We start from the raw sequence: 25,255 nt of genomic DNA, 5'->3' as shown, positions 1-25,255 counted from the left end.
GCAGCCCCGAAGGGCTACCGGACACGTCATTGAAATGGCTTAGCCGCCGATCTTGGCTTTGCGGGCCTCGACGATTGAAATATAAGTTTCATGGGTGACCGGCTGGAACCCGAGGGTTTCACCGGAGGCAACACCATAGGCGCATTCGGGGTCCGCTTCATAAAGACCGTCCACCAATGCAGTCATCTTTTCACGCACGTCTGCTGGCAGGGCCTTGCGCAGAACGATGGGACCTTCAGGGATAACTTTTGATTTCCAGATCTGGACCATGTCGTTCATGTCGACCAGACCCGCGTCAACCGCTTTGCGCAGCGCGCCGGAGTTGTAGCCGTCTTCCCAGTTGCCCTGACCATCAGCCCACGTCACGCCGCCATCGATATCGCCGTTGTTGACCGCGACGATGGTCTGCTCGTGACCGCCGGTGAATTTGACTTCACCGAAGTATTCACCAGATTCCATTGTGACGCCGTCTTTGTACTGCGGAATCTCGATGGAAGGGATCAGGTAGCCAGAGGTGGAGTTTGGATCACCGAAGCCGAACACTTTGCCTTCCATGTCGTCCAGTGATGTCACACCACTGTCCTTGCGCGCAAAACCGATCGAGTGGTACCCGACGGAACCGTCAACATTCACCTTGATCAGGACGGGCTCAACCGCGTCGGCGTCTTGCAGGAACGTTGCTGCATACGATGACGCACCCAACCATGCCATATCGATGTTGCCACCGAGCAGGCCCTGGATCACGCCGTTGTAATCGGCTGGGGCAAAGAGCTTGGTTTCGACGCCGAGGGCCTCTGTCGTGTAATCAGCAAGGCACTGATAGCTGTTCATGCGGTCTTGAGCGTTCTCGCCGCCAAGGATGCCGATGCGGAATTCTGTGATTTCTTGTGCGAAAGCACCTGTGCTGAGTGCTGTTGTAGCGGCAAGCGCCAGTGCGAGGGTCTTTTTCATCATGATCTCCATTTGGTTTGATGAAGGTGGCCCGCGCAGCTGCGCGGGGGGCAGCTGATTCAGACGTAGGCTTCCGCTTCGCGGACCTCTGATCTGTCCAGTGTTTCGATTTCGGTGGATGTGGCAGCCTCGGAAAAGTCCCCGCCGGCACCGTAAATGTCGCGTGCGACACCGGTGGTCAGCTGTTCCGGCGTGCCGTCAAAAACAATCCGCCCGTCGCGCATCCCGATCACCCGATCGCAATAGCGGCGCGCAGTGTCGAGCGTGTGCAGGTTGGCAATCACCATGCGCCCGTCTTCCTCGTGAATACGGCGCAGGGCCTGCATGACCACCTGTGCGTTCATCGGGTCGAGCGAGGCAATGGGTTCATCCGCAAGAATGATTTTGGGGTCCTGCATCAGCGCGCGGGCAATTGCGACGCGTTGCTGTTGGCCCCCTGAAAGAGCCTCGGCGCGTTTGGGGGCCTGTTCGGCGATCCCAAGACGGTCAAGGATTTCGATGGCTTTGAAGATGTCCTCTTGTGGATATAGATTGAACATCGTCGCAAGCGTGGACCGCTTGTTCAGGGTACCGTGCAATACGTTCGATACGACATCCATGCGGGGTACCAGGTTGAACTGCTGGAAAATCATCGCGCAGCGCGATTGCCAATTCCGCTTTGCCGCGCCCCGCAGCGATGTGATGACTTCACCTTCAAAAGTGATGGAGCCACTTGTGGCATCACTCAGGCGATTGAGCATGCGCAATAGCGTGGATTTACCCGCACCGGAACGCCCGATGATGCCAATCATGGCCGGTTTGTCGACGAAGATATTGGCCGCATCCACGGCTGTTTTATCTCCGAATTGCTTTGTAAGCTTTTCGATTTGCAGCATATCGCCCCCATGTTGAGAGAGCGTCTAATTATCCATTGCTACAGCTTCGTGACGGTTTTGATTCAGTTTTCTAACAAATTTGGAACGTGAATGTGACGGTTGCGCCAGACTTGCGCTCGCATGACGTCGAAAGGTGTTAAACTTTGTCGGCAGATTTTTATCCACAGGGCGTCATATATCTGTTACAATCCAACCTCAGGAATTCGAGGTTTGAAAAATGATCAGCCGTCACACCGTTCTTCTTTGCATCTGCGGGATGTTTCCGACGCTCGCCGAGGCACAGATGTCGGATGTCAGTTGCGATGACAGCGCCCGGATGACGCAGACCCTGAAAGAAGTCGTCGGCGCCGAGCGCCAAGGGATGGGCCTGCGCGATCCGGAAACCATGCTGGAAGTCTGGGTTACCGCGCGCAATGGCGATTGGCTGATTGTTCAGAACTATGCCAATGGCACGTCCTGTATCGTCGCCATGGGTGCCCATTGGGAAAAGTCACTTTCGAACCCTGCCTAGTGCGTGCTGTATTGTAACAGAAGCGTCTGCGGTGATGTTGGATGAGGTCGCGTGATCAATGCCAGCACCTTGCCGTTCTGACGTTGATGTCGTTCTGCGCCGCAAGGAAACAGGAATTGCGATGACTGCTTTCGTTAAAACGTTCCTTTAAACCATCAAGACACAGCTGATCCAGTGGCCCGCTTGGAAGACACCGCGGGCTAAACGAACTCTGGTCCCACCCATCAAGCTCTATCCATTCCGTGCCTCCACCACTCGGCACCAATATTTCGGGTCGTTATTTCATCTGATATGCGGTGGGGGCGGCGGGGGGATATTTATGTCGCGATAAAACACGAATAGGGGACTGGTCGGTGGCGGTTTTACCGGTTTATGATCGGGTATTATTCCCGTTTTTATTCTGGAGGCATTATGCTTCGCCTTTTGTTTTCTATTCTGTTCATCAGTTATGTTTCAGCTGCGGCTGCTCAACAGAACGCCAATACGATCCTCGTTATGGACGGGTCGGGCTCCATGTGGGGGCAGGTCGACGGAGTCAACAAGATCGTTATTGCGCGTGATGTGGTCGGGGACTTGCTCGACTCATTCCCCCAAGACCAGAACCTTGGTCTTACGGTCTATGGCCATCGCGAACGCGGTAATTGCGCGGACATTGAAACAGTCGTGGCACCCGGCAGTGATACCAAAGCGCAAATCAGGGATGCGGTGAATGCCATCAACCCGCGTGGCAAGACCCCGATGACAGATGCAATCATCGCCGCAGCTGAGGCGCTGCGCTACACCGAGGAAGCTGCGACGGTAATTCTAGTCTCTGACGGGATTGAGACCTGCAACCCTGACCCCTGTGCTGCGGCCCAGGCGTTGGAAGAGGCAGGCATCAATTTTACCGCGCATGTTGTGGGGTTCGATGTCACGGATCCGGCAGCGCTGGCGCAGATGCAGTGCCTCGCCGAGGAAACCGGAGGGCAATTCCTGACGGCGGCGAATGCCAGTGAACTGACTACGGCCCTCACAACGGTTGTAGCAGAACCCGTTTACGTTCCACAAACCGTCGAACTTGTGGGGGTACTGCAACGCGGTGGCCCCGAGATCACCGAGCCGATCAGGTGGAACATTCTGCCCGAAACAGGCGCGAACATCGACGGCAATGGCCCGGGGTTTGCGCTTGACCTGCCGGGCGGGGGGTACAACGTCGTCGGCATTCGGGAGACCGACAGCGCTGAGGCAGGGATTACGTTTGACGTTGCCGCGTTGGAAACCGATCAGGGGCAGCGGGTCGAAGTTGTCTTTCCAGAGCCGGAACCCGACCCGACGGAAGTTACCTTTCGTGCGGTTATCGGCACAGCGACGGGTGCCGTGATCGACACGCCGGTTTTTTGGGACATTTCATCCGAGGCCGATGGCGTGATCTTGGAGGAAGAAACCGCCAACCCGCTGCAAGCGATGTTGAAGCAGGGCTCGCATACGGTGACGGCCTATTGGGCGGAACAGGAAGTATCATCGGCGTCACGCCAGTTCATTGTGACGGCCGACCCCCGCGAAATCGTTGTCGTGTTTGAACCGCCTGCGATCACGGCCTCCATCGGTGCGCCCTCGACGGCTGTGGCGGGATCAACGATAGAGGTCACATGGGATGGCCCTGCCAACGCAGGCGATTATATCGGTATTGGCAAGACGGGAGTAAGCGGATCAGCGCGCTGGCGCAATTACGCGCCTGTGGCCGATGGCATGCCACTGCAACTTCTGGTGCCACCTGAGCCGGGGAAATATGCCATCAGCTATTTCGATGATGCGACAAAAGATGTGCTCGGCGCGGCACAGATCGACGTCATGCCAGCCGAAATCACCATAAGCGGGCCGGCCGAAGTCAGCGTGAGCGAAGCGTTCGAGGTCGCATGGACCGGACCGGATTACAGCGAGGATTTCATCGGCGTCGGCATTGTCGGCGCAAGTGGGTCCGCGCAGTGGAAGAATTACACGCCCACCGCTGAGGGCAGCCCGTTGACACTCAGGGCCCCTGCGGCACCGGGGGACTATGTGATCAAGTATTTCTTCAATCAGGAAAACTGGCCTGCATTCGAGGTCCCCCTGACCGTCGTGGAGCCCCAAGTCAGCCTGACCGCGCCAAGTGAAGCGGATGTCAGTCAGATGATCGAGGTGGCTTGGACCGGTCCGAATACGCCCGGCGATTTCGTCGGCATCGGCCGTGTCGGCGCAAGCGGTTCGGGCCAGTGGCGCAACTATACCAGCACAGCCGATGGCAACCCGTTGCAACTGATGACACCGTCAGAGCCGGGGGACTATGTGATCAAATATTTCCTTGATCAGGGCAATACGCCGCTGTTTGAAATCCCGATCACCCTGCGCGAACCGGAGGTGTCCCTGACCGCACCCGCCAACGCCGAGGTAAGCACCATGATTGAGGTCAGCTGGAGCGGCCCGAACACGCCGGGCGATTTCATCGGGATCGGCGTTGCTGGTGCCAGTGGCTCCGCCCAATGGCGGAATTATGCAGAAACCAGCACGGGCAATCCTGTTCGACTTCTGGTGCCTGCGAAACCGGGGGACTATGTGATCAAATACTTCCTTAACCAGCGCAATACGCCGCTGCTTGAGGAACCGATCAGCGTGACCCCCGCACGTGTCACCATGGAGGTGCCATCGGTGGCGACAGGTGGGGCAGTCATAGAAATCCCCTGGACCGGCCCCAACCATTCCGGCGATTTCGTCGGCATAGGTGTGAGCGGTGCGAGCGGGTCCGCGCAATGGAAGTCTTATGCCAAGACAAGTGACGGCTCACCGGCGCGATTGCGTGTACCAACAAGCGGGGGTGATTATGTTGTGAAGTACTTTCTGGATCAGCGAAACACGCCTGTTTTGACGATGCCGGTCTCTGTCACGACCCCGCCCGCGACGCTTAACGCGCCTTCGGATGCTGCGTCCGGTTCGATGATCGAGGTGGCTTGGACCGGACCGAACTATGACGGCGATTACATCGGGATCGGCAAACAGGGAGCCAGTGGTTCGGGTCAATGGCGGACTTATGGCGCCACCGCGGACGGTGCCGTTTTGACAATCGCGCTGCCAGACGAGCCGGGGGACTACTTGATCCAGTATTTCGTTTCCGCCGACCGGACAGCAATCGCAGAACGCGCTCTTACGATCCGGTAGGGCTTGGTCGGGCGCGCCTTTTGATGGGGCAAGCCGGATAGCTTAATTGAGCGCAAATGCGGGTTTACCACACTCGCATTTGCGCACCCACGATACCGAGAAGCGGTTCAGGTCTTTAATAGACCGACTGATTTAAGTGACTGCTGCAAGGACGCCAATTGGGGTTCGTACCGCTTCCAGCCTTCGTTGCCATTTGTATAAATCGGCTTGCGAACTTGGTCTGCGCTTGCCGTCAATACTTGATTTGCAGCGCGTTCCGGTGCCAGCCAATCCTCTGTCCACTTTAGCTCGGTCGCAAGAGCGATCTGTTTGGTTGTCTGCGCGGGACGAGCGACCAGATCTTCGTAGTTAACGTCGATCATCTGGTCGAAACTGAAGCTTTTCCAAAATGAAAGATAGTTTGAATGGAGCAACATAAAGCGGGATATGTCATCATTCCGATGGACGAAGTCGTTCCCCGCGCCTTGGAAGAAATGCTTGTATAGCGACCAGGCAACGGGAACCGGTTCACGGGAAATATGTATGACCCGCGCTTCCGGCAGGGCGGCGCAAATGTAACCGATCCACCGGAAATTCAGTGGCATTTTGTCAACGAGGCGAGTGCCCTGCACCGCGTATCTGCCAAAGCCATGAAGCAATTCATCTCTCAGTTGCGCAATATCTTCTACGTGCAATGATTTGACGGGACGGTTCATAATCCGGCGCAACAATTGCGAGACGGCACGCGGCACAACAGAGAGTTCACCACAGGCCTGTACGCCCTGCGCGCGTGATAAAATCCCTTCCACAAGCGTTGTGCCAGACCTTGGCAGCCCCGTCACGAAAATAGGGCGAAAGTCACTTTCTGTGGTGCTTTCAAACCTGCTTTCTGTGCTAAAAATCGCCTTGGTAAGGGCGAAAGGTACCATGTGTTTTTGAAAGTCAAAGTTAGCTTGCGACGCCGCCAGACGGTTGCCTTGTTCAAGGAATTCAAAGGCTTCGACGCATCTGTCCTTTTCGTCCAACGCCTTGAATAGCGCAAAGAAGAGCGGCGCGTTTTTGGGATCTTTTCGGTCTACTGAATTCAGCAGGCCAAGCATTTCTTCCAGATGGCTGTCGCTACTGCTGTAGTCGATCACTTGCGACATATTTTGGTGTAAGCTGACGTTATCCGGCTCGAAATTCAACGCGCGTTGGTAGTATTCTGCCGCTTGCGTTCGGTTGCCTATGGAACGCTCAAGTATGCCCAGATTGTTAAGGGTCGCGGGATCTTCGGCCGAAAGCTCCAACGCTGCTAAAAGGTGCGTTCGGGACTTTTCCGGCTGGCCCAATTCCCGCAGCGCGCGGGCTTTGATGTTTAACACTTTGATATCGTTCGGATGTGTTTCCAACAGCTTTGACGCGGTATCCGATGCGGCCGGTGCCTGCCCCATTTCCAACTGGCACTGGGCAAGCTGCTGTCCAAGAGTGAGGTCACCGGGCGACAAGTAGAAAGCTGCCATCAAATGCCTTTCTGCCTCCGCCAGCGCATTGGAAGAAAGAAATTTCTGGGCTTGGGATCGCAATTCCGGCAATGCGCTGCTTCGCAACTCTTGTCGCGCTTTCTTGGCCCGATTGTTGTTCGGGTATTGATGCAGAATTTGTTGCAAAAGCGCGCACGCATTTACCCAATCGCGCTCCCGACTGGCCTTTTTAACCTTGCTCAGGATTACATCAGCTTTCAGCGGTTTAGACATCTGCGGTTTTCCTTTGGCAGGGTGCTGCCGCAAGTTTCTTACAAATTGCCCTCTATTGGAAGCATTCCGCGCGCATGATGTTTTCCGGGTGGACCACCAATTTGAACCTTGCGAAAGAAGCACATAGAACTAAGGCTGCATGGACTAGCAGAACATCTTTGGGAGGAAACAGGATGAGCACTATTTTGAAAAACGCAGTGGCGGCGATTGCCGTTACTGCCGCGGCCGTTACGGCGGCATCGGCCGAAACGCGCGTCACGTACAAGTCGGCCAAGACCGGTTCGTCCTATTACCAGATGGGTGTGGAACTGGCCGAAGGCATGAAGGCCGGCACCGGTGGCGAAATTTCAGTGACTGTCGAGGAAAGCCAAGGGTCTGTCCAGAACGTGATGGAAGTACGCGCGCGCGGCGGGGATTACGTTTTCACCACACCTCCGGCGCTTGTCGGGCTTGCGCAAAAAGGCAAGGCCATGTTCGAGGGCAAGGGAAACCCCGCGTTCGACGACATCCGCGCCTTGTTCCCGATCCCATCGCTGACCATGCATTTCGTCATGTCCGCCGATAGTTGCATCAATGATATCGCCGATCTGGACGGGCAGACCATCCTGCTTGGCAAAGGGTCCTTCGGCGCGCGGGAAGGCGAGAAATATCTCGGGCTCTTTGGTGTGGCCGACAAGGTCAAGATCGCGGATGTCGAACTGTCCAACGCGGTCGCAGCGCTCAAAAATGGCCAGATCGACGGCTTTGTCACGGCTGGTTCCTATCCCGCGCCCAACGTGATCGAGGCCGCGGCCTCTACCTCCGTGACCGTGCTGTCGCTGAATGACGCGCAGGTCGCGCAGACCAAGCGCACCGAGCTGACAATCCCCGCCGGCACTTACGCCGGTCAGGACGCCGACATCACCACGACATCGCTGCCCGTCGTGGCGTTTACAACGACCAAGATGGACGACGATACGGCTTATGCCCTGACCAAGACCTTTTGGGAAAACAAGGCCAAGCTGGGCGATACTTCCCCTTGGTGGAACGGTGTTGATCCCGCGATGCTGAGCAATATCAACGGCAAAATCCACCCCGGTGCCATCCGGTATTATGACGAAGCAGGTATCGCGCTGAGCGACGCTCAAAAGTAACGTCTTGACCGCTTTTGCAGGCCAGCCGTCACGCTGGCCTGCGCTCCTTTTACCATGAGAATTCCCATGCCCGCATTTCGCAATGGCCGCATTGCGGCGGCTTTCTGGTTGATACTGGCCGCCGCTTTGGTGGCCTATCACCTTACGCTGATCTTCTATGGCCTTGTCCCAAATCTGGTCAGCCGTCCGCTGCATATGGCGTTTATTCTGCCCTTCGTACTGGTGTTCGGCAATACCAGCCGGTGGGGCGCGATAAGTGGCATGTTTTTGGCGGCATTGGGCATCGCCGCGACGGTATGGATCGCGATCAATCACGATCGCTTGGGGGATCAATACGGATTTCTTGAAAGCAATCTACAGATTGGCGTCGCCGTCACGTTGCTCTTGGTGACGCTAGAGGCCGCCCGACGTGCCATCGGCTGGCCATTGCCGCTGGTTGCTGCCGCGGCCTTGCTCTACGGGCTTTTGGGGCAGTACATCCCCGGGCAATTCGGCCATTCCGGCACCCCGATTGCCAGTTTCCTTGGCACATTGACCATTGCCGAAGGCGGGATTTTCGGTTCGCTGACGGGGGTGTCCGTGAGCGTGGTCGCGATCTTTGTGATCTTCGGTGCGGTATTGAACGCAGGTGAGGCGGGGCAGGGGTTCATGAACGTTGCCGGCGCAGCTGCGGGACGGCTTAAGGGCGGGGGGGCGAAAGTCTCTGTGATCTCCTCTGCGCTTTTCGGATCAATCTCGGGTTCGGCTTCCGCGAACGTTGCATCGACCGGTGCGATTACCTTGCCTGCGATGACGAAACTGGGCTACCCCAAGCGACTGGCCGCTGCGGTAGAAGCCGTCGCGTCCTCCGGCGGGCAAATCATGCCACCGCTAATGGGGGCGGGGGCCTTTGTGATGGTCGAACTGACGGGGGTGCCCTACACGTCGATCATGGCTGCGGCGATTTTGCCCGCAATTCTATATTTCTTTGCTGTCTGGATCGGCATCAACGCCTATGCCACCCGTTTTGATCTGAAAGGGGTGGACGCGGCGGACCGCCCCAAAGGGCGCGACGTCATCATCACCTCGCTGTTCTTCCTTGTGCCTTTCTCCGCTTTGCTTTGGGCGATGTTCGCGGCTGGCTTCACGCCGCAATACGCCGCAGCGCTCGCAATCCTTGCCGGTGCGCTGTTGTTGTTTATCAACGCGGATCTCGAATTCCGTCCTGCGCAGATCGCCGAGCGGTTCCAGGGCGCGGTCATGAATGCCGCAAAACAGGTGTCGATGATTGCGGCCATTATTCTATGCGCATCCATCATCATCGGCGTGCTTGCGATCACCGGCCTTGGTGTCAAAATCACCTCTCTTATCCTTGAAGGGTCAGGCGGGTTGCTCTGGCCATCACTGCTCCTGACCGCGTTTGCCTGTCTGATCCTCGGGATGGAGGTGCCGACAACCGCGGCCTACGTCATCTGTGTGTCCGTTGCGGGGCCGGCGCTGACCCAGCTGGGGCTAGAGCCGTTGCAGGCGCATCTTTTTGTGTTCTGGTTCGCTTTGCTGTCGACGATCACGCCCCCTGTCTGCGGTGCGGTATTCATCGCAGCGGGGATGATCGGGGAAAACTGGTTAAAGGTTGCACTGACCGCGATGGCTCTGGGGGTGGGGTTGTACCTTATCCCTCTGGGCATGATTGCAAACCCGGACATCATCCGTTTGGTCGAAAGCCCCGCGCTGGCGATCATTGCAATGCTGCGGGTCGCTGTCGGGCTGGCTCTCGTGTCTTACGGGCTGATCAGCACCCGCTCGTTTATCAAGACGGGCTTGCTGGTCGGTGCGGGCTTGGCAGTGATCTTTTCCGGCCTTTATATCTGACGGTTTTGAATTCGCAGCAGCAACAGCTTGTGACGCGAGGCCGGTCTCTGCACAGAACGGTGCAGGGGCAGCAACCATGCAGGGAAATGCCAACCAAATGCGCCGCCGGTAATGTCAGGATTTGAATGGATTGCCGGTCACAGATGAAGAAGGCGGAATTTCTCCAAAAAGCCCAAAAGCATTTCTTTGGCGTGGGTGCGGTGGGCATAGTGAATGCGGCGCGCTTTGACAGGGTCGCCAACGCGGATCGCTTCAAACACACCACGATGATCGGAATTGGATTTGGTAGGGGCAGGGCGCATATGCAGGGTTAGGGCACGGGCGCGGCGCACTTGATCAACCATCATCTTCGCGATCGCTTCGACGCGGCTGTTTTTGCCCAGACGTACCAATTCTGCATGAAAAAGATCGTCCGCCGCGGCCCATGATTTCATGTCCTCGCCCGCCAATGCGCGGTCCATATCATCGATGGCCTGTGCCAGCACGGCAAGGTCGGCTTCCGAATATCCACAGCGTGCGGCGTTCTCTGCGGCGAGACTTTCCAGTTCGGTCAACACCTCATAGACATCGCGCATGTCCGCAGGCGACAGCGACAAAACCCGTAACCCCTTTCGCGGCCGCATTTCGACCAGCCCCTGTGCTTCAAGTATCAGCGCCGCCTCACGGATGGGGGTGCGCGACATGCCAAGACGATCGGCCAGTTCGCTTTCCAGATGATCGGTTCCGGCACCGAGTTCACCCGAGAAGATGAGCGCCCTTAGTTCCTCGACCGCCCGCTGGGTGTTCGACAGTACTTTGGCGGTTCCATCCATCGCGTTTCAGACCCTCATTTTTTGTCCGGCTTTCGCGGAACGGTAGATTGCGTCACGCACAGCTATCACATTTAGATAGTCTTTTGCAGTATTTGCGAATTGCGTGCCGTGCAAGAGCCCGGATACGACGTGGTTTTGCAACGCGCATACGCAATCGCCGCCGAACCCGTCCCACCTGTCCGCGGGCAGGATCGTGGTCAGGTTTTGCTCTCCAAAGGCCCGGTGCAGGACGCTGCCATCTCCCATAACGCTCAGCGTGCCCTGTGTGCCCTCGACAAGGGCTTCGCCCATTGTGCGGCGTTGGTTGTCGGCGCTGTGATCCAGCAACCTGTTGCCGTCAAACAGGGTGCGTACCCCGTCGGGATGGTCAAACAGGACAAACCCCGCGTCCTCTCCCGCCAGCACAGGGTTGATCTGGCGCAGGTCGGCGTAAACCGATGTGGGGTTGCCGAACAGATAGCGAAAAGTGTCGATCCAGTGCACGCCGGTTTCATGGATCAGCAATTCCGGCATGGTCCTGAAGTAGGGTTGGCGGTCCAGATAGGCGTGTTGCCCTTGCCCGTCGCCGGGGCGCAGGCGAAAGGTGGCTTGCAAAACGCGCCCGATCCGGCCGTCATCTATCGACTGTTTGATGGCGCGATACCACGGCATGAAGCGAAAGTTTTCGTGGATAAGCAGCGTGACACCCGCCGCGTCTGCGGCATCGGCCATTTCCGTCGCCTCGGTCAGGTCGCGGCAAAACGGCTTTTGGCAGATGATCGTCTTGACGCCTTTGTCGATTGCGGTGCGGATGGCCTCTGCATGGTTTGGCGGCGGCAGGATGATGTCCAAGATATCCGGTGTCGCGGCGTCTAGCATCGCCTTCAAATCGCGAAAGGCGGGCAAGCCGGTAGCGGCTGCGGCATCCAGATTGTGATCTGCCGCACCAATCAATGTCACCTCTTGGATCCGCGCCCATGCGTCAAAGTGAAACCGGCTAAAGTAACCGGCCCCAAGGCAGGCGACCCGCAGGGGGGCGGTTGCGCTCATGATTGGCCCAACATGTCCACAACGGCATTTGCGGCGTCCTGCGTGCCGGCGGTGCCGCCAAGATCACCGGTCAAAACCTTACCCTTGCCGATCACTGCCTCGACCGCTTCGCGCAGGCGTGTGCCGTCTTTCACCAACTTCGGATTGTCATGGCGCACCCCTAGCCAATCCAGCATCATCGCACCGGACAGGATCATCGCAAGCGGGTTGGCGATACCTTGACCGGCAATATCCGGCGCCGATCCGTGGCAGGGCTGAAAAACCGCATGTTCAAGCCCGATGTCAGCAGAGGGTGCCACCCCCAAACCGCCCATCAGGCCCGCACCAAGATCTGACAGGATGTCGCCAAACATGTTCTCCGTCACCAGCACGTCAAAATCCCATGGCTTCAGAACAAACCATAACGCGGTCGCATCTACATAGGCATGATCGGCCGTCAGGTCAGGGTGTTTCTTGGCCTCGGCGTCGAAGATTTCGCGAAAGAAGGCGAACGAGCGAAATACATTGGCCTTGTCGACACAGGTCACGCGACCGGGCCCTCGCCCTTGCTGTTTGCGTTCTTTCGCGAGCCCGAAAGTAAAGCGGAACAGCTTTTCCGAGATGTCGCGAGTGATGAGCAGTGTTTCGCGGGCTTCGTCCTGGGTCACTTCGCCTTTGCCCTGCGTATGGAACAAGCCTTCGGTGCTTTCGCGGATCAGGACGAAATCGACTTCTTTGCCGTCAGGCATGTTCAGGGGCGTTTTTTGACCGGGGAAAATGCGCACGGGACGGACACCTGCAAAAAGGGTGAGCGCTTTGCGCAGGTCGATTTGGGGCGATATTTCTGTTCCGTCCTCATAGCGCACACTGGGAAGGCCCATCGCCGAAAGCAGGATCGCGTCGGAATTGCGCGCCGCATCCATCGACGATTCGGGCAGGGATTCGCCTGTTGCGGCATAATGCGCCGCACCTGCCGGAACGACGTTAAAGTTAAGGGCGTATTCCCCTGCCGTCGCCATCTCGGCGAGGATCTTCACCGTAGGCTCCATAATTTCGGGGCCGATGCCGTCGCCTTCAAATACCGCGATATCGAATTGATGTTTCATAGCGTTCCTAGACCTCTGGCGCAGTTCATGTGTGTCACCCTACTTGCAAGTGAGCGTTGACAATGGATTAATTAATGCATACGTAAAAAAATGCAATAACTAAACACAATGCTTTGGGAGGACATTATGAGAGTTTCGTTGTTTAAATTGGCTGCTGCGACAGCTATCGCCGCCGTCATGGGGACGGGGGCATTCGCACAAACCGTTTTGAGGTTTAGCCACACAGATAACCCCGGTGGGTCACGTCAGGCCGCCGCAGAGGTGTTTGCGGAGAAGGTCAAGGAATACACCGATGGCCGCTACGACATCCGCATCTTTCCTGCGGGACAACTTGCCAATGATCCAAAAGCGATTGAACAGCTGATCCTTGGCGGCGTTGACTTTACCGTTTCTGCAACAGGGTCATACGCGACGCATCTCGCATCATTGAACCTGACCGCGATGCCGTTTCTCGTGGATACCTATGAGCAGGGTTGGGAGCTGTACGACAATTCCGCATGGTTGCAGGGCGAGTTTGATAAGCTCCCCGACGTCGGTTTCCGCGTGCTGTCCACGTGGGAAGCCGGTTTCCGCTCCTTTACCACCAGCAGCCCCTTGGCTTCGCCTACCGATGCGCAATCTATGAAAATGCGGGTCTATCCCAACGATATGATCCGTTGGAGCATGGAAGCCATCGGGTTCCAAACCGTCGTCATGCCGATCACCGACGTCTACCTTGCCATCCAGCAAGGCACTGTGAACGGTCAGGAAAATCCGGTCGATACAATCAAATCACTGCGCTTTTACGAGGTGGCACCAAACGTCACACTGACACGTCATGTTTACAGCCCACTGCCGCTGACCGTGTCCGAAGCGACCTGGGCCAAGTTTTCGCCCGAAGATCAGGAAGCGGTGAGAAAAGCTGCCAATGATGCCGCTGCGTTCAGCCGTGATCTGGTGAAAAACTCTGTCGACAGCCAGATCGAGGAAATGAAGGCAGCCGGCGCGAAAGTTTCTGTGCCTGAAATCGGTCCGTTCCGCGATGCGGTGGCCAGTGTCTATGACAAGGCGCGCGGCGTCTATGGAGCCGAGGAAGTCGACAAAATCCTCGCGGATGCTGCTGCTATTCGTGAAAAAATGCCGTCCAAGTAAGGGCTGCCTTTGACGACAAATCCGGGGGCCAAGGCAGGTCTCCGGCCATCTTTCAGGACACAGGGGCGCCGTCATGGATTACAGGCCGCATTATCCGCTCGCATTGCGCATGCTTAGCACTTTGATCGACAGTTTTCTGGCGCTGGGGGGGCTGTGCATTGTGACGCTGGTGTTCACAAATGCCTTGCTGCGCGGTGCTGCGGGTTTCGATCTGGCGTGGTCACTTGAGGTGACAGCCTTTTTGTTGTTGTGGACGACATTTCTGGGGGCCGCGGCCGCCATGGCGCGCGGCGCGCACATGCGGGTGACTGAAATTGTCGAAAACCTTGTTCCCCGCATCGCACAGCGCGGACTGGCGCTGGTGATTGATCTTATCATTTTGGCGCTCCTCTGTTCGTTGATCTGGTACGGCGTTTCGATCGCCGGTCACAGCTGGGCGCAGAAAACCACTGTGCTCTATTGGCCTGTCGGGTTGCTCTATGCCTCCTTGCCGGTGGGGATGTCCCTGGCGCTGGTGTTTCACGTTTTCAATCTTGTCGGGGATCTGCGTCGTCCCGCCGATTGGGCAAAAACAGATTCTGATTTGGATGCGCCGCTATGATCTTGCTTTTTATTGTTGCGGTTTTTCTGATTACCGTCTTCCTTGGTGTCCCGCTGGTCTGGGCAATTCTGCTGACTGCGATCCTGCCGATTTTTGTGTTCGATCTGTCAGGGTATCCGCTTCAGGCTGTTTATCTGAACTTTATCGGCGGGGTAGAGCCAAACCATTTCCTTGCCATACCGTTGTTCATCGTCGCGGGTGAGTTGATGTCGCGTGGCGGCGTCGGGCTGCGGATCATCGGGTTTGCGCGCGCGGCCTTCGGGTTCATGCCGGGGGGGCTGGGCATGGTCGTTGTCGGGGCGTCGATGATTTTTGGCGGGATATCTGGGTCCGCCATCGCCGACTCTGCGGCAATCGGATCGGTGATGATCAAGAACATGGCGAAAGAGGGCTACCACCGTCCTTTCGCCGCCGGTCTGGTCGCTGCTGCGGGCACCATCGGGATTATTATTCCGCCCTCCATTCCGATGCTGATTTATGGCTTTGTCGGCAACGTGTCGGTTGCCGATCTGTTCCTAGCCGGCATGATCCCGGGCGTGATCTTTGGCCTCTTTTTTATGGGCGTGTGTTACTATGTCGGCAAGTCCACGGGCTGTGATCCCGGCGGGCGGACCACCAGCAAAGGCGAGCTGTGGCGGTCGTTTGTCGGTACGGCACCGGCACTGTTCATGCCTGTTTTGATTCTCGGCGGTATTTTCACAGGCTGGGTCACACCTACCGAAGCTGCCGCCCTTGCCGTGGTTTACGGGTTATTCGTGACCATCGTGATCTACCGCGACTTCAGTTTGCGCGACCTGCCGGGCCTGATGATCGACGCCTTTGTCACCTCCGCTGTCGTGATGGTCGTGATCGGCGCGACAACGGTTCTGGGCTGGATGATCACGCTGGAACAATTGCCGCAAATCCTTGTGGCGTTTGTTCAGGAGCTGTCGAGCAGCCCGTGGGTTTTCCTGCTGCTGGTCAACATCGTGATGCTGGTTCTTGGTCTTGTGCTTGATCCGGTGCCTGCAATTCTGCTGACGGCACCGTTGTTCCTGCCCACTGCGCAGACCTTTGGTGTAGACCCCGTGCATTTGGGCGTGATCATGACCTGCAACGTGGCCGTCGGATTGTTCACGCCGCCTGTCGGGGCCACACTTTATGTCGCGGCGCGTATTTCCGGTGACGGGGTGCTCGCCATCGCGCGCGCCATGGCACCGCTTTACATTGCAGCGCTCTGTGCTTTGTTGCTTGTCACCTATGTGCCCGCCGTCTCGATGACGATGGTGGACCTGTTTCGTTAGGGGAATTTTATGTACGCCGTTGTCGTGAGTTTCGAAATCAAGCCGGAAGCGATGCCCGAATTCATGCCGCTGATGCTTGCCAATGCCAGGCAGTCGCTGGAGCTGGAAGAAGGGTGTCAGCAATTCGATGTGGCAACCGACCCGCTGCGCGCCGGTGAAGTGTTCCTGTATGAACTGTACACCGACCGCGCCGCTTTCGATCTTCATCTGTCCGCAGCGCATTTCAAAACCTTCGACAGCGCTGTTGCAAAGATGATTGTGACCAAAGACGTCAGGACATTTGCGGAGGTCGCACAATGAGCGACTGGGAAGTGCACGCCGTTAAATACGCGGACCGCAATGCGCGCACCCGGGCGGATAGTTTCATGTTCGATGATAACCATGATGCGCCGCATCCGATGGATTATTTCATGTGGGTTCTGAAACGGGGGGCCGAGGTCATTCTGGTCGATACCGGGTATGACGATGCGGAGGCCGCGGAGCGCGGACGTCCCATTCGTATGAACCCGGTCGCATCGCTGCTGCCTTTCGGGATCGCGCCGGAGGATATCACCCAGATCATCGTCACGCATCTGCACTATGATCATGCCGGCGGTTTGCATCTTTTTCCCAACGCAAAACTGCATATGCAAGCGGCGGAAATGGCCTATGCCACAGGTCCGTGCATGTGTCATGACACCCTGCGCATGCCCTTCAGTGCGGGGCATATTTGCGAAGCGCTGCACCGGTTATACTCCGGTCAGGTGATTTTTCACGACGGTGATGCGCAGGTGGCGGACGGGGTGACGGTTCACCGCATCGGCGGCCATTCGCGCGGGTTGCAAGCGGTGCGGGTGCGCACGATGTCGGGCTGGATGGTGCTGGCCTCTGACGCGGCGCATTTTTACGAAAACCTGACCGATCGAAAACCTTTTCCCATTGTTGTGGATCTTGAGGATATGTTGAACGGTTTTGATACGCTTGCGCGCCTTGCCTCGCGTCATGAACTGATTGTGCCGGGGCATGATCCGCTGGTCACCCAGTTCTTTGCCCAAGGCGTTGCGGATCACATTTGGCGCCTTGATACCGGTCCGATAACGGAGTGCCTTTCATGAAACTGGGTGTGATCGCGGATGATTTTACAGGCGCTTCTGATATTGCGCTGACGCTGGCCGAGGGCGGCATGTCCTGTGTCCAATATGTCGGCACGCCGTCAACACCGGCGCTGCCCGAAGTCGAGGCCGGGGTCGTTTCGCTCAAGTCGCGCACCATTTCTGCCGGTGACGCCGTCGCGCAATCGCTAGCGGCTTGCGACTGGCTTACGGCGCAGGGCTGTACCCAGATTATTTTCAAGGTGTGCTCTACCTTTGACTCGACTGCACAGGGCAATATCGGTCCTGTCGCAGAGGCTTTGGCAGCCCATCTGGGCGAAGCGCAGGTGATTGTCTGTCCGGCATTTCCTGAAAGCGGGCGGTCCGTCTATCAGGGGCATCTATTTGTCGGTGATAAATTGCTGAATGAATCGGGCATGCAAGACCACCCGCTGACACCGATGACCGACGCCGATCTTCGCACGGTTCTGGCGGCCCAAACGGCGTGGCCGGTATCGCATATCGCGACGGATATTGTTTTTGGCGGGGGAGATGCCATTGTCGCTGCTATGCCGCGCACGCCTGCAATGGTCATCGTGGATGCCATACGCGACGATGATCTGCGCGCCATTGCCCAAGCCGCCCGCAGCCGCAAGTTGCTGGTCGGCGGCTCCGGCATCGCCATCGGCCTGCCGGCGAATTTCGGTGCTGTCCCCGCAACACCCGATTGGCAGCCGACGACCGGCGCGGGTGTGGTCCTATCGGGCTCATGCAGCACGGCAACGCGCGGACAAGTCGCCGCTTACGCCAGGGTCGCGCCGAGTCTGGAGATCACACCAGAAGACATCATGGCGGATCGTATCGATGTGGACGAAACGGCAGACTGGGCACTGGCAAAGGACACTGCGCCCTTGATCTATTCCTCTGCCGATCCGGCAAGCGTGAAAGCCGCGCAACAGAAATATGGCCGCGACAGGCTTGCCCATGCCATCGAAGGGTTTTTTACCGATTTGACCCGCGCCCTTGCCGCGCGCGGACTGGTGCGTCTGGTTGTGGCAGGGGGGGAGACGTCAGGCGCTGTTGTCGCGGGGCTTGGGTGTTCGGCCTTTAGCGTGGGCCCGCGGCTTGCTGCGGGTGTGCCGATGCTCAAGGCGGACAATCACCAGATGGCCGTGGCCCTCAAGTCCGGCAACTTTGGTGCTGCTGATTTCTTTGCCCACGCCCTTCAACGGATGTCAGAATTATGAGCGAGCAAGCCCGCCTGCGCGAAGAAATCACACGATTTGCCAAGTCACTGTTTGATCGCGGTCTGACGCCGGGCAGCTCCGGCAATATATCGGCGCGCTTATCTGACGGCACCTTTCTGATTACGCCCACGGGCAGTTCGATGGGGTTCCTCGACCCGGCAAACATCTCGCATCTTGATGCCGATCTTGGACATTTGTCAGGCGACAAACCGACCAAAGAGATCCCGTTGCACAGCGCATTTTATGACACGCGACAGACCACGGGCGCTGTGGTGCATTTGCATTCAACACATGCCGTCGCCCTGTCGATGTTGGCTGATACCGATCCCGATAACGTACTTCCGCCGCTGACCCCTTACGCGATCATGCGGCTTGGCAAGGTGCAGTTATTGCCGTTTTTCTTACCGGGCGATCCGGCAATGGGGGACGCTGTGCGCGGGCTTGCCGGACGCCGATCTGCGGTTCTTTTGGCCAATCATGGGCCCGTCGTTGCCGGCAAGGACCTCGAAGCGGCGGTCTATGCGATGGAAGAACTTGAAGAAACTGCAAAGCTGGCGTTTATGACGCGCCATCTGGAGCGGGCGTGTCTGACGCCGGGCCAGATTGCCGACGTCGTTTCCCGCTTTGATGTTGATTGGGAATGAAAGTGGCGCATCCGGTCTGACCTACAGCGTCGCCAGCGTCGTCGCTATCCAAGCTATGGATAGCTCTTAACATCCGGCCATTGTAACCCGCCCGCGGGTCGGGGACGTCGGGCCAAAGGTGACCGAAACGGGGAGCGTATCGTCCTGTGCTAGAACGGGCATCATCGTGCTTGCCGCAATCAACGCGGCAGCAGCAAGGCGGCGTTGATCGAGATAAGGCTTCCTTTAGGTCTTTGGAATTATCCGGTCGGATATCGCATGGCGATCCCGCGCGAGGGTGCGTTTCTCTGCTTTGCTTAGGGCGGCAAGCGCGTCTTCGGCGTTCAGCCCTTTTGCGCAGGCGCGATTCCACAGACGCCTTGCGGAAGCTGGCGACCATGGCAGGCAGGCTTGCGCCAGCCAGCGGCGCAGCGGCACCGGCAGGGCGTCATAGCTGCGCATCGGATCTGCGTTCCGGTTCTTGCGGCGCAGCGATGTCGCCCCGAGGTTGCGGGTCATGCCGCATCCGCCACGTGGCGCCATCCGGGGAACGGATCGGGCAAATCAAGTGGCAGCACATCAGGGTGCGCGGCCAAAGCTGTTGGAACAAGACAGGCGTCGAGTTTCGATTTGAGCGCGGCCCAATCGATACCCGCCCCGATAAACACCAGTTCCTGTCGCCGGTCGCCCCAGGGCTCTGACCAGTGTTGCTGCATGTAATCCGACGCGGCGACATGATCCGGCCAGCGGTCTTGCGCGACATTGGCCCACCACGTCCCAATGGGTTTGACGCTGGATAGCGATCCGGCAAGCGAAAATTCCGCGACCCATTCCGGTCGCGTCGCAATCCAGAAATGCCCTTTGGCGCGGATCACCCCGGGCATGTCCGCGTTCAATGTCGCAAGAATTTTCTCGGGAATGAACGGCGCTTTGGCGCGATAGACAAAGGATGCAACGCCGTATTCGTCGGTTTCGGGAATGTGATCGGCAAAGCCGTATAGCTCTTTCGCCCACATCGGGTGCTCATGCGCCTGATCAAAATCGAACAACCCGGTATCAAGGATTTTTCCGGCGGCGACATTGGATTGATCGGTTTCGATGATCTCTGCGTCGGCGTTTAGACTGCGAATGATCTTGCGGGCTGCATCCACCTTGTCAGCACCGGCATCCGTCACCTTGTTAAGGATCACGACATCTGCAAACTCGATCTGATCGGTCAGCAGATGCACCAACGTGCGTTCATCTTCCTCGCCCATGGTCTCGCCGCGGTCGCGCAGGAAATCATGGCTGGTATAGTCGTTAAGCAGGTTCACCGCGTCCACGACCGTCACCATAGTGTCAAGCCGCGCCACATCCGACAGGCTGTCGCCAAATTCGTCACGAAAATCGAAAGTGGCTGCAACGGGGAGGGGTTCGGAGATGCCCGTCGATTCAATCAGCAGGTAGTCAAACCGGCTTTGGGCCGCAAGCTTGCGCACCTCGTTCAGAAGGTCATCGCGCAATGTGCAGCAGATACAACCGTTGGACATTTCCACGAGTGTCTCATCCGTGCGGCTTAGCTCCGTATCCGCGCGCACAAGGTCTGCGTCGATGTTGACCTCGGACATGTCATTCACAATCACGGCCACACGGCGGCCTTCGCGATTGTTCAGAACGCGGTTCAACAGGGTTGTTTTGCCAGTGCCAAGAAAGCCCGAAAGCACCGTGACGGGAAGTCGTCTGTCTGTCATAAAACGCTCCAAAGTTGATCTGATAATTCACGCAACTTACGTAGTTACTTTATGAATGCAACTGCAAAAGTTACGAATGATGCGCGTATGGAGAAAAACCGCTTATGAAACGCAATTCGCGTCTGTCTCTCGCTCTACATACCCTCAGCCATATGGCGGGGGATCCTGACCGGCTGCGCACGTCTTCCGATATCGCGGAACATGCGGGGACCAATCCTGTTGTCGTGCGCCGCGTCTTGGGCAAGCTGCGGGAGGCGGGTTTGTTGACCTCTGAAAAGGGGCACGCGGGGGGATGGCGGCTGGCGCGCCTCCCTTGTGATATTTCGCTGGCCGACGTCTATCTGGCGCTGGATGAGCGGATGGTTGCAGCCGATGAGAGCAGCGAAGCACCGGCCTGCTCCGTTGAGCATGCGTTGCACAAAAAGGTCTCCGGCGTTCTGGAAGAGATCGAAGAAAGCTTGGTCAAAAGACTGGCGGAGACGTCAATCGCACAGGTGCGCGGGACCTGAAAAGCAAAGCACAACGGCTGAATGCGGCGGTGCAGGGCGCATGCGCATTTGTGCCCGTAGTTTTCGGCGGCCCGACCTTCCTAAGGCTTTAAAAGATCAAGAAAGTCTTGCAAAATCGCAGACTGGTTGCGATCGGTGCGCCAGACGGCACAGATCGGCGTGGAATAGCTAAAGACATCGGGCAGGATTTCATAGAACTCGTCCCGAAACAGATCCTGACAATGGGACGGAAAGTAGCCCAAATAAGCACCGCTTCGCACAAGTGAAAGCACCGCTTCGGTTTGATAGACGGTACTGCCAACTGGAAAAATCTGTTTTCTTTTACGCAGGCGCTCACTTTCGAAATACGCGCGATGAACCAGCTTGTGCCGGCACACGTCCTTGTCCGACAGGGGCGCGCCGCTGCGCACGTCGTCAACCAGCGGGTGATTGCCCCCACAAAACAGCCCGACCCGTTCATCGTAAAGCGTTATATAATTCAGGCTCGGGTGGCGTTGATAGTCGGGGACGATGCCGATGTGTAATTTGCCATCAATCACGCCGCGTTCAACTTCGTTTGGCGATCCGGTCATCATGTTGATCGACACATCCGGCGAAATATCCTGAAACGCCCGAATGGCGCTGATCAGCGGGTTTTTGACGTCGCTCATCGTAAAGTCGATCATGCCGATTTCGATCTTGCCGACCATCTTGTTGCTGATGCTGGCGATACGCGATGTGAAATCATCGCTTTGCTTCAGAAAATGATCGATGAACTCATAGGCCTGTTGGCCCTGTTGGGTCAGGTAAAACCCGCTGCGCCCGCGGTGGCACAAGCGCATGCCCAACCGTGTTTCGAGATCAGAAATTTGTCGGGATATGGTTGACCTGCCCACGCCAAGTTCGGTCTGCGCCGCGGATAACCCCCCGCATTCGATCACGGTTTTAAAGACGCGCATTAACCGCAAGTCAACATCATTTACGGTGCCGGAAAAGGCTTTCTTGCGTCGGGGCATGTGTGAAGGTCCATGAAAAATACGAGTTGTATAGATATGAAACAAAACTTCTGAATGTTCAAATTTAATTCACCCTTCAAGTCGCGCTAGGCATAGGCGATGAATGAAAGGGATTGATATGGCTTGGACGGCAGAAAAACTTGCTGGATTGCAACGAAAATTCGGGGATGCAACTGGTGGTGACCTGCTTGATCCGAAAGGACAACGGATCGCCGAGAAAATCTTTTCCGAAGGGGGACGTCGCCCTGCGCCTTATGCCGGTATGCCGACGTTGCTGGATGCGCCTCACATTGCGTTTGACGCTGGCACTGACATCTCCGCCTTGGATGTGGCGCTTTACGGGGTGCCGATGGATCTTGGGGTCACCAATCGCAACGGGTCGCGGTTTGGGCCGCGCGCCCTGCGCAGTATCGAACGGATTGGCCCCTATAACGATGCGCTTGAATGCGCGCCGGTTCACGAAATGTCAGTCGCCGACATTGGTGACGTGCCCATGCAAAGCCGCTTTGATCTGACACAAAGCCATGCGGACGTTGAGGATTTTGTAAACAGGATCGTGGCGCAAGGCGTGATCCCTTTGGGCGTCGGCGGGGACCACTCGATCAGCCACCCGATCTTAAAGGCCGTCGCGAAAGACGGGCCTGTCGGCATGATCCACATTGACGCGCACTGCGATACGGGCGGTTCTTACGAAGGCGAAAAGTTCCACCATGGTGGCCCGTTTCGCAATGCTGTGCTTGACGGGTTGCTTGACCCCGAGCGGACAATCCAGATCGGCATCAGGGGGGCTGCAAAATACATCTGGGAGTTCTCCGAAATGTCGGGGATGACTGTGGTCGAGGCGGCAAGTATCACAGAAGCGAACCTGCCGGACATCATCGCAAAAGCACGTGATGTTGTGGGTGATGGACCAACGTATTTTTCGTTCGATATCGACAGCCTCGACCCCGCCTATGCCCCCGGGACCGGCACGCCGGAGGTCGGCGGGCTGACCACGCGCGAGGCCTTCAAACTGATCCGGGGTATGAAAGGCGTGAACCTTGTGGGCGGGGACGTTGTCGAAGTTGCACCGGCTTACGATCCCACCACCAACACAGCCCAGAACGGCGCGCAGATGCTGTTCGAAATCTTAAGCCTGATGCAATTCTCTCCCTCCCGAACTTCAAAATAAGGACATCTTACGATGACAATCAAACGCAGCGAACCCGACAACCGAATGAGCCAAACGGTGGTCTATGGTGATATGATCTATCTTGCAGGACAGATCGGTTCAGGGGCGGATGTTACCGCACAAACCAAGGATATGCTGGCCGAAGTGGACCGTTTGCTGGCGGATGCCGGAAGCAGCAAATCGCAAATTCTGTCAGCCACGATCTGGCTTGCAGATATTGCGACCATTTCAGAAATGAACGCAGTCTGGGACGCGTGGATCGACCCTGCAAACCCGCCAGCACGCGCCTGCGTAGAGGCACGTTTGGCCACGCCGGAGTTTCTGGTTGAGGTCATGATCACTGCCGCGAAATCTTAAGTCCGCAGGCATGTCGTATTGCTGAGAAAGGGGCGGGAGCAGTCTGCTCCCGCCCGATTTATGCACCCTGTGCACCGGGCAAAAGTGCCTGAGAAAAGCTGTGAAAGTATCACGATCAAGCTGCTGGACCCGATGACAGCGGGGATCGTGATTTTTCCCTAAGGGTGCATGCGCCTCATAAAACACCCTGAAAGTTGATTTGCTGATCTGAAAGGGTTCGCTTGATCCCGCCAACTGATGCAGATCGGGCAGCAATCTGGCGGGGCGCAGACGCCTTTTGCTCGCTAGATGCCACTGTGCGCCCATTGCTCCGACGCCCACCGCTGAGGGCGTCGAAGCGGTCGCAGGCTAGGACGCTTTGAACAATGAGACCTGTTCGGCATCGAACGTCAGTGCCACTTGCGCTCCGATATCTAGGCCTTGCGCATTTGCGCTGGGGCACCGTACCCGCAACTCTTTGCCCTGGATCGCCACCACAAATTCTGTTGCGGGCCCAAGATCGCGCATGAACGAAATCGCGCCTACCGGTTTCGCCCCTGCCGTTGCGGCGGGCGTCAGTGCGACATGTTCGGCACGCACTGCAGCAAGCATTTGGTCACCCTCCTTGTGGGGCGCTTCGCTTTTGACGGAAGTGCCGAACACCTCGACTGTGCCACCGGTGATCTTGCCCACGTCGATCAGGTTCGCAGCCCCAAGGAAATCGGCGACAAAGCTGTCAGCCGGCGCGTTATAAACCTGTGACGGCGGCGCGGACTGGCGCAAGGCTCCGTCTTTCAGAACCACCAGTTCATCCGCTAGCATCATTGCTTCGTGCTGGTCATGGGTCACGAGAATCGTGGTGACGCCGAACTTTTGTTGCAGTTGTCGCAGTTCGATCTGCATGTTGTCGCGTAATTTGGCATCCAGAGCGGACAAGGGTTCATCCAGCAAAAACAACGGCGGCTGGATGGCGAGGGCACGTGCAATGGCCACCCTTTGCCGTTGCCCGCCTGACAAGGCCGACACCGGGCGATCAGCGATATGGGGCAGTTGGATCACCTCTAGCAACTCTTCAACGCGGTCACGTTGCGCCGCCCCTTTGACGCCGCGCAATTTCAAACCGTAGCCGATGTTGCGGGCCACACTCATGTGCGGAAAAAGAGCGAGGGATTGGAACACCATGCCAAAGCCGCGTTTGTGTGGCGGCTGTTTCGAGATGTCTTTCCCGTCAAGGATCAGGCTGCCGTTGGTCGCGGTTTCAAACCCTGCGATGATCCGCAGCAATGTGGTTTTTCCACAACCGGATGGTCCCAGCAGGCAAACGAAGGAGCCCCGTTCGACCTTTAGATCGACATCCCGAAGGGCGTCGACATTGCCAAACCGTTTCGAGACGTTTTTGATATGGAGGTGGGTGACAGGCGTCATG

At 57.2% G+C, this 25,255-nt stretch carries 24 protein-coding genes; 14 read left to right on the top strand and 10 right to left on the bottom strand.

Features of this window, described 5'->3' with window-relative positions; genetic code table 11:
* Positions 1 to 39: 39 nt before the first annotated feature.
* The gene (phnD, locus tag Z947_RS0117350) at positions 40 to 951 is read right to left on the bottom strand and encodes a phosphonate ABC transporter substrate-binding protein (protein ID WP_025045549.1); all 912 of its coding nucleotides are present in this window, start codon (positions 949 to 951) and stop codon (positions 40 to 42) included.
* A gap of 59 nt (positions 952 to 1,010) precedes the next feature.
* Complete coding sequence (phnC, locus tag Z947_RS0117345) at positions 1,011 to 1,826, bottom strand: phosphonate ABC transporter ATP-binding protein (RefSeq protein WP_025045548.1); 816 nt, start codon at positions 1,824 to 1,826, stop codon at positions 1,011 to 1,013.
* 217 nt (positions 1,827 to 2,043) lie between these two features.
* Here phnC and Z947_RS0117340 point away from each other — a divergent pair, with 217 nt between their 5' ends.
* Together Z947_RS0117340 and Z947_RS21595 are read left to right on the top strand one after the other, a co-directional pair.
* Positions 2,044 to 2,337: a hypothetical protein gene (locus Z947_RS0117340; protein ID WP_025045547.1), complete on the top strand. Its 294-nt coding sequence runs from the start codon at positions 2,044 to 2,046 to the stop codon at positions 2,335 to 2,337.
* 411 nt (positions 2,338 to 2,748) lie between these two features.
* A complete protein-coding gene (locus Z947_RS21595) occupies positions 2,749 to 5,508 on the top strand; it encodes a vWA domain-containing protein (protein WP_162171877.1) in 2,760 nt (919 codons plus the stop codon).
* 107 nt (positions 5,509 to 5,615) lie between these two features.
* Here the strand turns inward: Z947_RS21595 and Z947_RS0117330 are convergent, their stop codons facing one another.
* The gene (locus tag Z947_RS0117330; RefSeq protein WP_025045545.1) at positions 5,616 to 7,223 is read right to left on the bottom strand and encodes a tetratricopeptide repeat-containing sulfotransferase family protein; all 1,608 of its coding nucleotides are present in this window, start codon (positions 7,221 to 7,223) and stop codon (positions 5,616 to 5,618) included.
* Positions 7,224 to 7,396: 173 nt separating this feature from the next.
* Between Z947_RS0117330 and Z947_RS0117325 the strand changes: the two genes are divergently transcribed.
* Together Z947_RS0117325 and Z947_RS0117320 are read left to right on the top strand one after the other, a co-directional pair.
* The gene (locus tag Z947_RS0117325; protein ID WP_025045544.1) at positions 7,397 to 8,356 is read left to right on the top strand and encodes a TAXI family TRAP transporter solute-binding subunit; all 960 of its coding nucleotides are present in this window, start codon (positions 7,397 to 7,399) and stop codon (positions 8,354 to 8,356) included.
* Positions 8,357 to 8,422: 66 nt separating this feature from the next.
* Positions 8,423 to 10,207 carry a TRAP transporter permease gene (locus Z947_RS0117320; protein ID WP_025045543.1) on the top strand — a complete coding sequence of 595 codons (1,785 nt, stop codon included), beginning with the start codon at positions 8,423 to 8,425 and terminating at the stop codon, positions 10,205 to 10,207.
* Between the two features lie 137 nt (positions 10,208 to 10,344).
* Here the strand turns inward: Z947_RS0117320 and Z947_RS0117315 are convergent, their stop codons facing one another.
* The 3 genes from Z947_RS0117315 to Z947_RS0117305 are packed head-to-tail and all read right to left on the bottom strand — an operon-like array spanning position 10,345 to position 13,133.
* Positions 10,345 to 11,019: a GntR family transcriptional regulator gene (locus Z947_RS0117315; RefSeq protein ID WP_025045542.1), complete on the bottom strand. Its 675-nt coding sequence runs from the start codon at positions 11,017 to 11,019 to the stop codon at positions 10,345 to 10,347.
* A 6-nt stretch (positions 11,020 to 11,025) separates the two neighbouring features.
* Positions 11,026 to 12,048, bottom strand: coding sequence for a Gfo/Idh/MocA family protein (locus Z947_RS0117310; RefSeq protein ID WP_025045541.1), 1,023 nt, complete (start codon positions 12,046 to 12,048; stop codon positions 11,026 to 11,028).
* Positions 12,045 to 13,133: an isocitrate/isopropylmalate dehydrogenase family protein gene (locus tag Z947_RS0117305; protein WP_025045540.1), complete on the bottom strand. Its 1,089-nt coding sequence runs from the start codon at positions 13,131 to 13,133 to the stop codon at positions 12,045 to 12,047. Before Z947_RS0117305 ends, Z947_RS0117310 begins: the two co-directional genes overlap by 4 nt.
* 126 nt (positions 13,134 to 13,259) lie before the next feature.
* Between Z947_RS0117305 and Z947_RS0117300 the strand changes: the two genes are divergently transcribed.
* The 7 genes from Z947_RS0117300 to otnC all read left to right on the top strand — a co-directional run bounded on the left by Z947_RS0117300 (position 13,260) and on the right by otnC (position 19,109).
* Entirely contained in the window at positions 13,260 to 14,264 is a 1,005-nt protein-coding gene (locus Z947_RS0117300) for a TRAP transporter substrate-binding protein (protein ID WP_211100859.1), read from the top strand.
* A gap of 73 nt (positions 14,265 to 14,337) precedes the next feature.
* Positions 14,338 to 14,865 carry a TRAP transporter small permease gene (locus Z947_RS0117295; RefSeq protein ID WP_025045538.1) on the top strand — a complete coding sequence of 176 codons (528 nt, stop codon included), beginning with the start codon at positions 14,338 to 14,340 and terminating at the stop codon, positions 14,863 to 14,865.
* Complete coding sequence (locus Z947_RS0117290; RefSeq protein WP_025045537.1) at positions 14,862 to 16,148, top strand: TRAP transporter large permease; 1,287 nt, start codon at positions 14,862 to 14,864, stop codon at positions 16,146 to 16,148. The genes Z947_RS0117295 and Z947_RS0117290 overlap by 4 nt, the downstream gene beginning before the upstream one ends.
* 9 nt (positions 16,149 to 16,157) lie before the next feature.
* Entirely contained in the window at positions 16,158 to 16,448 is a 291-nt protein-coding gene (locus Z947_RS0117285) for a putative quinol monooxygenase (protein WP_025045536.1), read from the top strand.
* Positions 16,445 to 17,242 carry an N-acyl homoserine lactonase family protein gene (locus tag Z947_RS0117280; protein WP_025045535.1) on the top strand — a complete coding sequence of 266 codons (798 nt, stop codon included), beginning with the start codon at positions 16,445 to 16,447 and terminating at the stop codon, positions 17,240 to 17,242. Before Z947_RS0117285 ends, Z947_RS0117280 begins: the two co-directional genes overlap by 4 nt.
* Complete coding sequence (gene otnK, locus Z947_RS0117275; protein WP_025045534.1) at positions 17,239 to 18,465, top strand: 3-oxo-tetronate kinase; 1,227 nt, start codon at positions 17,239 to 17,241, stop codon at positions 18,463 to 18,465. Before Z947_RS0117280 ends, otnK begins: the two co-directional genes overlap by 4 nt.
* Positions 18,462 to 19,109: a 3-oxo-tetronate 4-phosphate decarboxylase gene (otnC, locus tag Z947_RS0117270; protein WP_025045533.1), complete on the top strand. Its 648-nt coding sequence runs from the start codon at positions 18,462 to 18,464 to the stop codon at positions 19,107 to 19,109. The genes otnK and otnC overlap by 4 nt, the downstream gene beginning before the upstream one ends.
* Positions 19,110 to 19,334: 225 nt before the next feature.
* On the opposite strand, the gene Z947_RS0117265 is transcribed toward otnC, so the two are convergent.
* Entirely contained in the window at positions 19,335 to 19,607 is a 273-nt protein-coding gene (locus Z947_RS0117265; protein ID WP_025045532.1) for a DUF6525 family protein, read from the bottom strand.
* Positions 19,604 to 20,818: a GTP-binding protein gene (locus Z947_RS0117260; RefSeq protein ID WP_025045531.1), complete on the bottom strand. Its 1,215-nt coding sequence runs from the start codon at positions 20,816 to 20,818 to the stop codon at positions 19,604 to 19,606. The genes Z947_RS0117265 and Z947_RS0117260 overlap by 4 nt, the downstream gene beginning before the upstream one ends.
* Before the next feature lie 104 nt (positions 20,819 to 20,922).
* Between Z947_RS0117260 and Z947_RS0117255 the strand changes: the two genes are divergently transcribed.
* Complete coding sequence (locus Z947_RS0117255; RefSeq protein WP_025045530.1) at positions 20,923 to 21,327, top strand: RrF2 family transcriptional regulator; 405 nt, start codon at positions 20,923 to 20,925, stop codon at positions 21,325 to 21,327.
* Between the two features lie 80 nt (positions 21,328 to 21,407).
* Here Z947_RS0117255 and Z947_RS0117250 read toward each other — a convergent pair whose 3' ends face one another.
* Positions 21,408 to 22,322 carry a LysR family transcriptional regulator gene (locus tag Z947_RS0117250; RefSeq protein WP_025045529.1) on the bottom strand — a complete coding sequence of 305 codons (915 nt, stop codon included), beginning with the start codon at positions 22,320 to 22,322 and terminating at the stop codon, positions 21,408 to 21,410.
* A gap of 118 nt (positions 22,323 to 22,440) precedes the next feature.
* Between Z947_RS0117250 and speB the strand changes: the two genes are divergently transcribed.
* Positions 22,441 to 23,493: an agmatinase gene (speB, locus tag Z947_RS0117245; protein WP_025045528.1), complete on the top strand. Its 1,053-nt coding sequence runs from the start codon at positions 22,441 to 22,443 to the stop codon at positions 23,491 to 23,493.
* A gap of 12 nt (positions 23,494 to 23,505) precedes the next feature.
* On the top strand, positions 23,506 to 23,850 hold the full coding sequence (locus Z947_RS0117240) for a RidA family protein (protein WP_025045527.1): 345 nt from the start codon (positions 23,506 to 23,508) through the stop codon (positions 23,848 to 23,850).
* A gap of 348 nt (positions 23,851 to 24,198) precedes the next feature.
* Here the strand turns inward: Z947_RS0117240 and Z947_RS0117230 are convergent, their stop codons facing one another.
* Complete coding sequence (locus Z947_RS0117230) at positions 24,199 to 25,254, bottom strand: ABC transporter ATP-binding protein (protein WP_025045526.1); 1,056 nt, start codon at positions 25,252 to 25,254, stop codon at positions 24,199 to 24,201.
* Position 25,255 lies beyond the last annotated feature (1 nt).

Origin of the sequence: Sulfitobacter geojensis, assembly GCF_000622325.1 — a bacterium.
GTDB classification, from domain to species: domain Bacteria; phylum Pseudomonadota; class Alphaproteobacteria; order Rhodobacterales; family Rhodobacteraceae; genus Sulfitobacter; species Sulfitobacter geojensis.
Note: the sequence above shows the minus strand (reverse complement) of the source record. Positions and strands in the feature narration are given on the sequence as shown.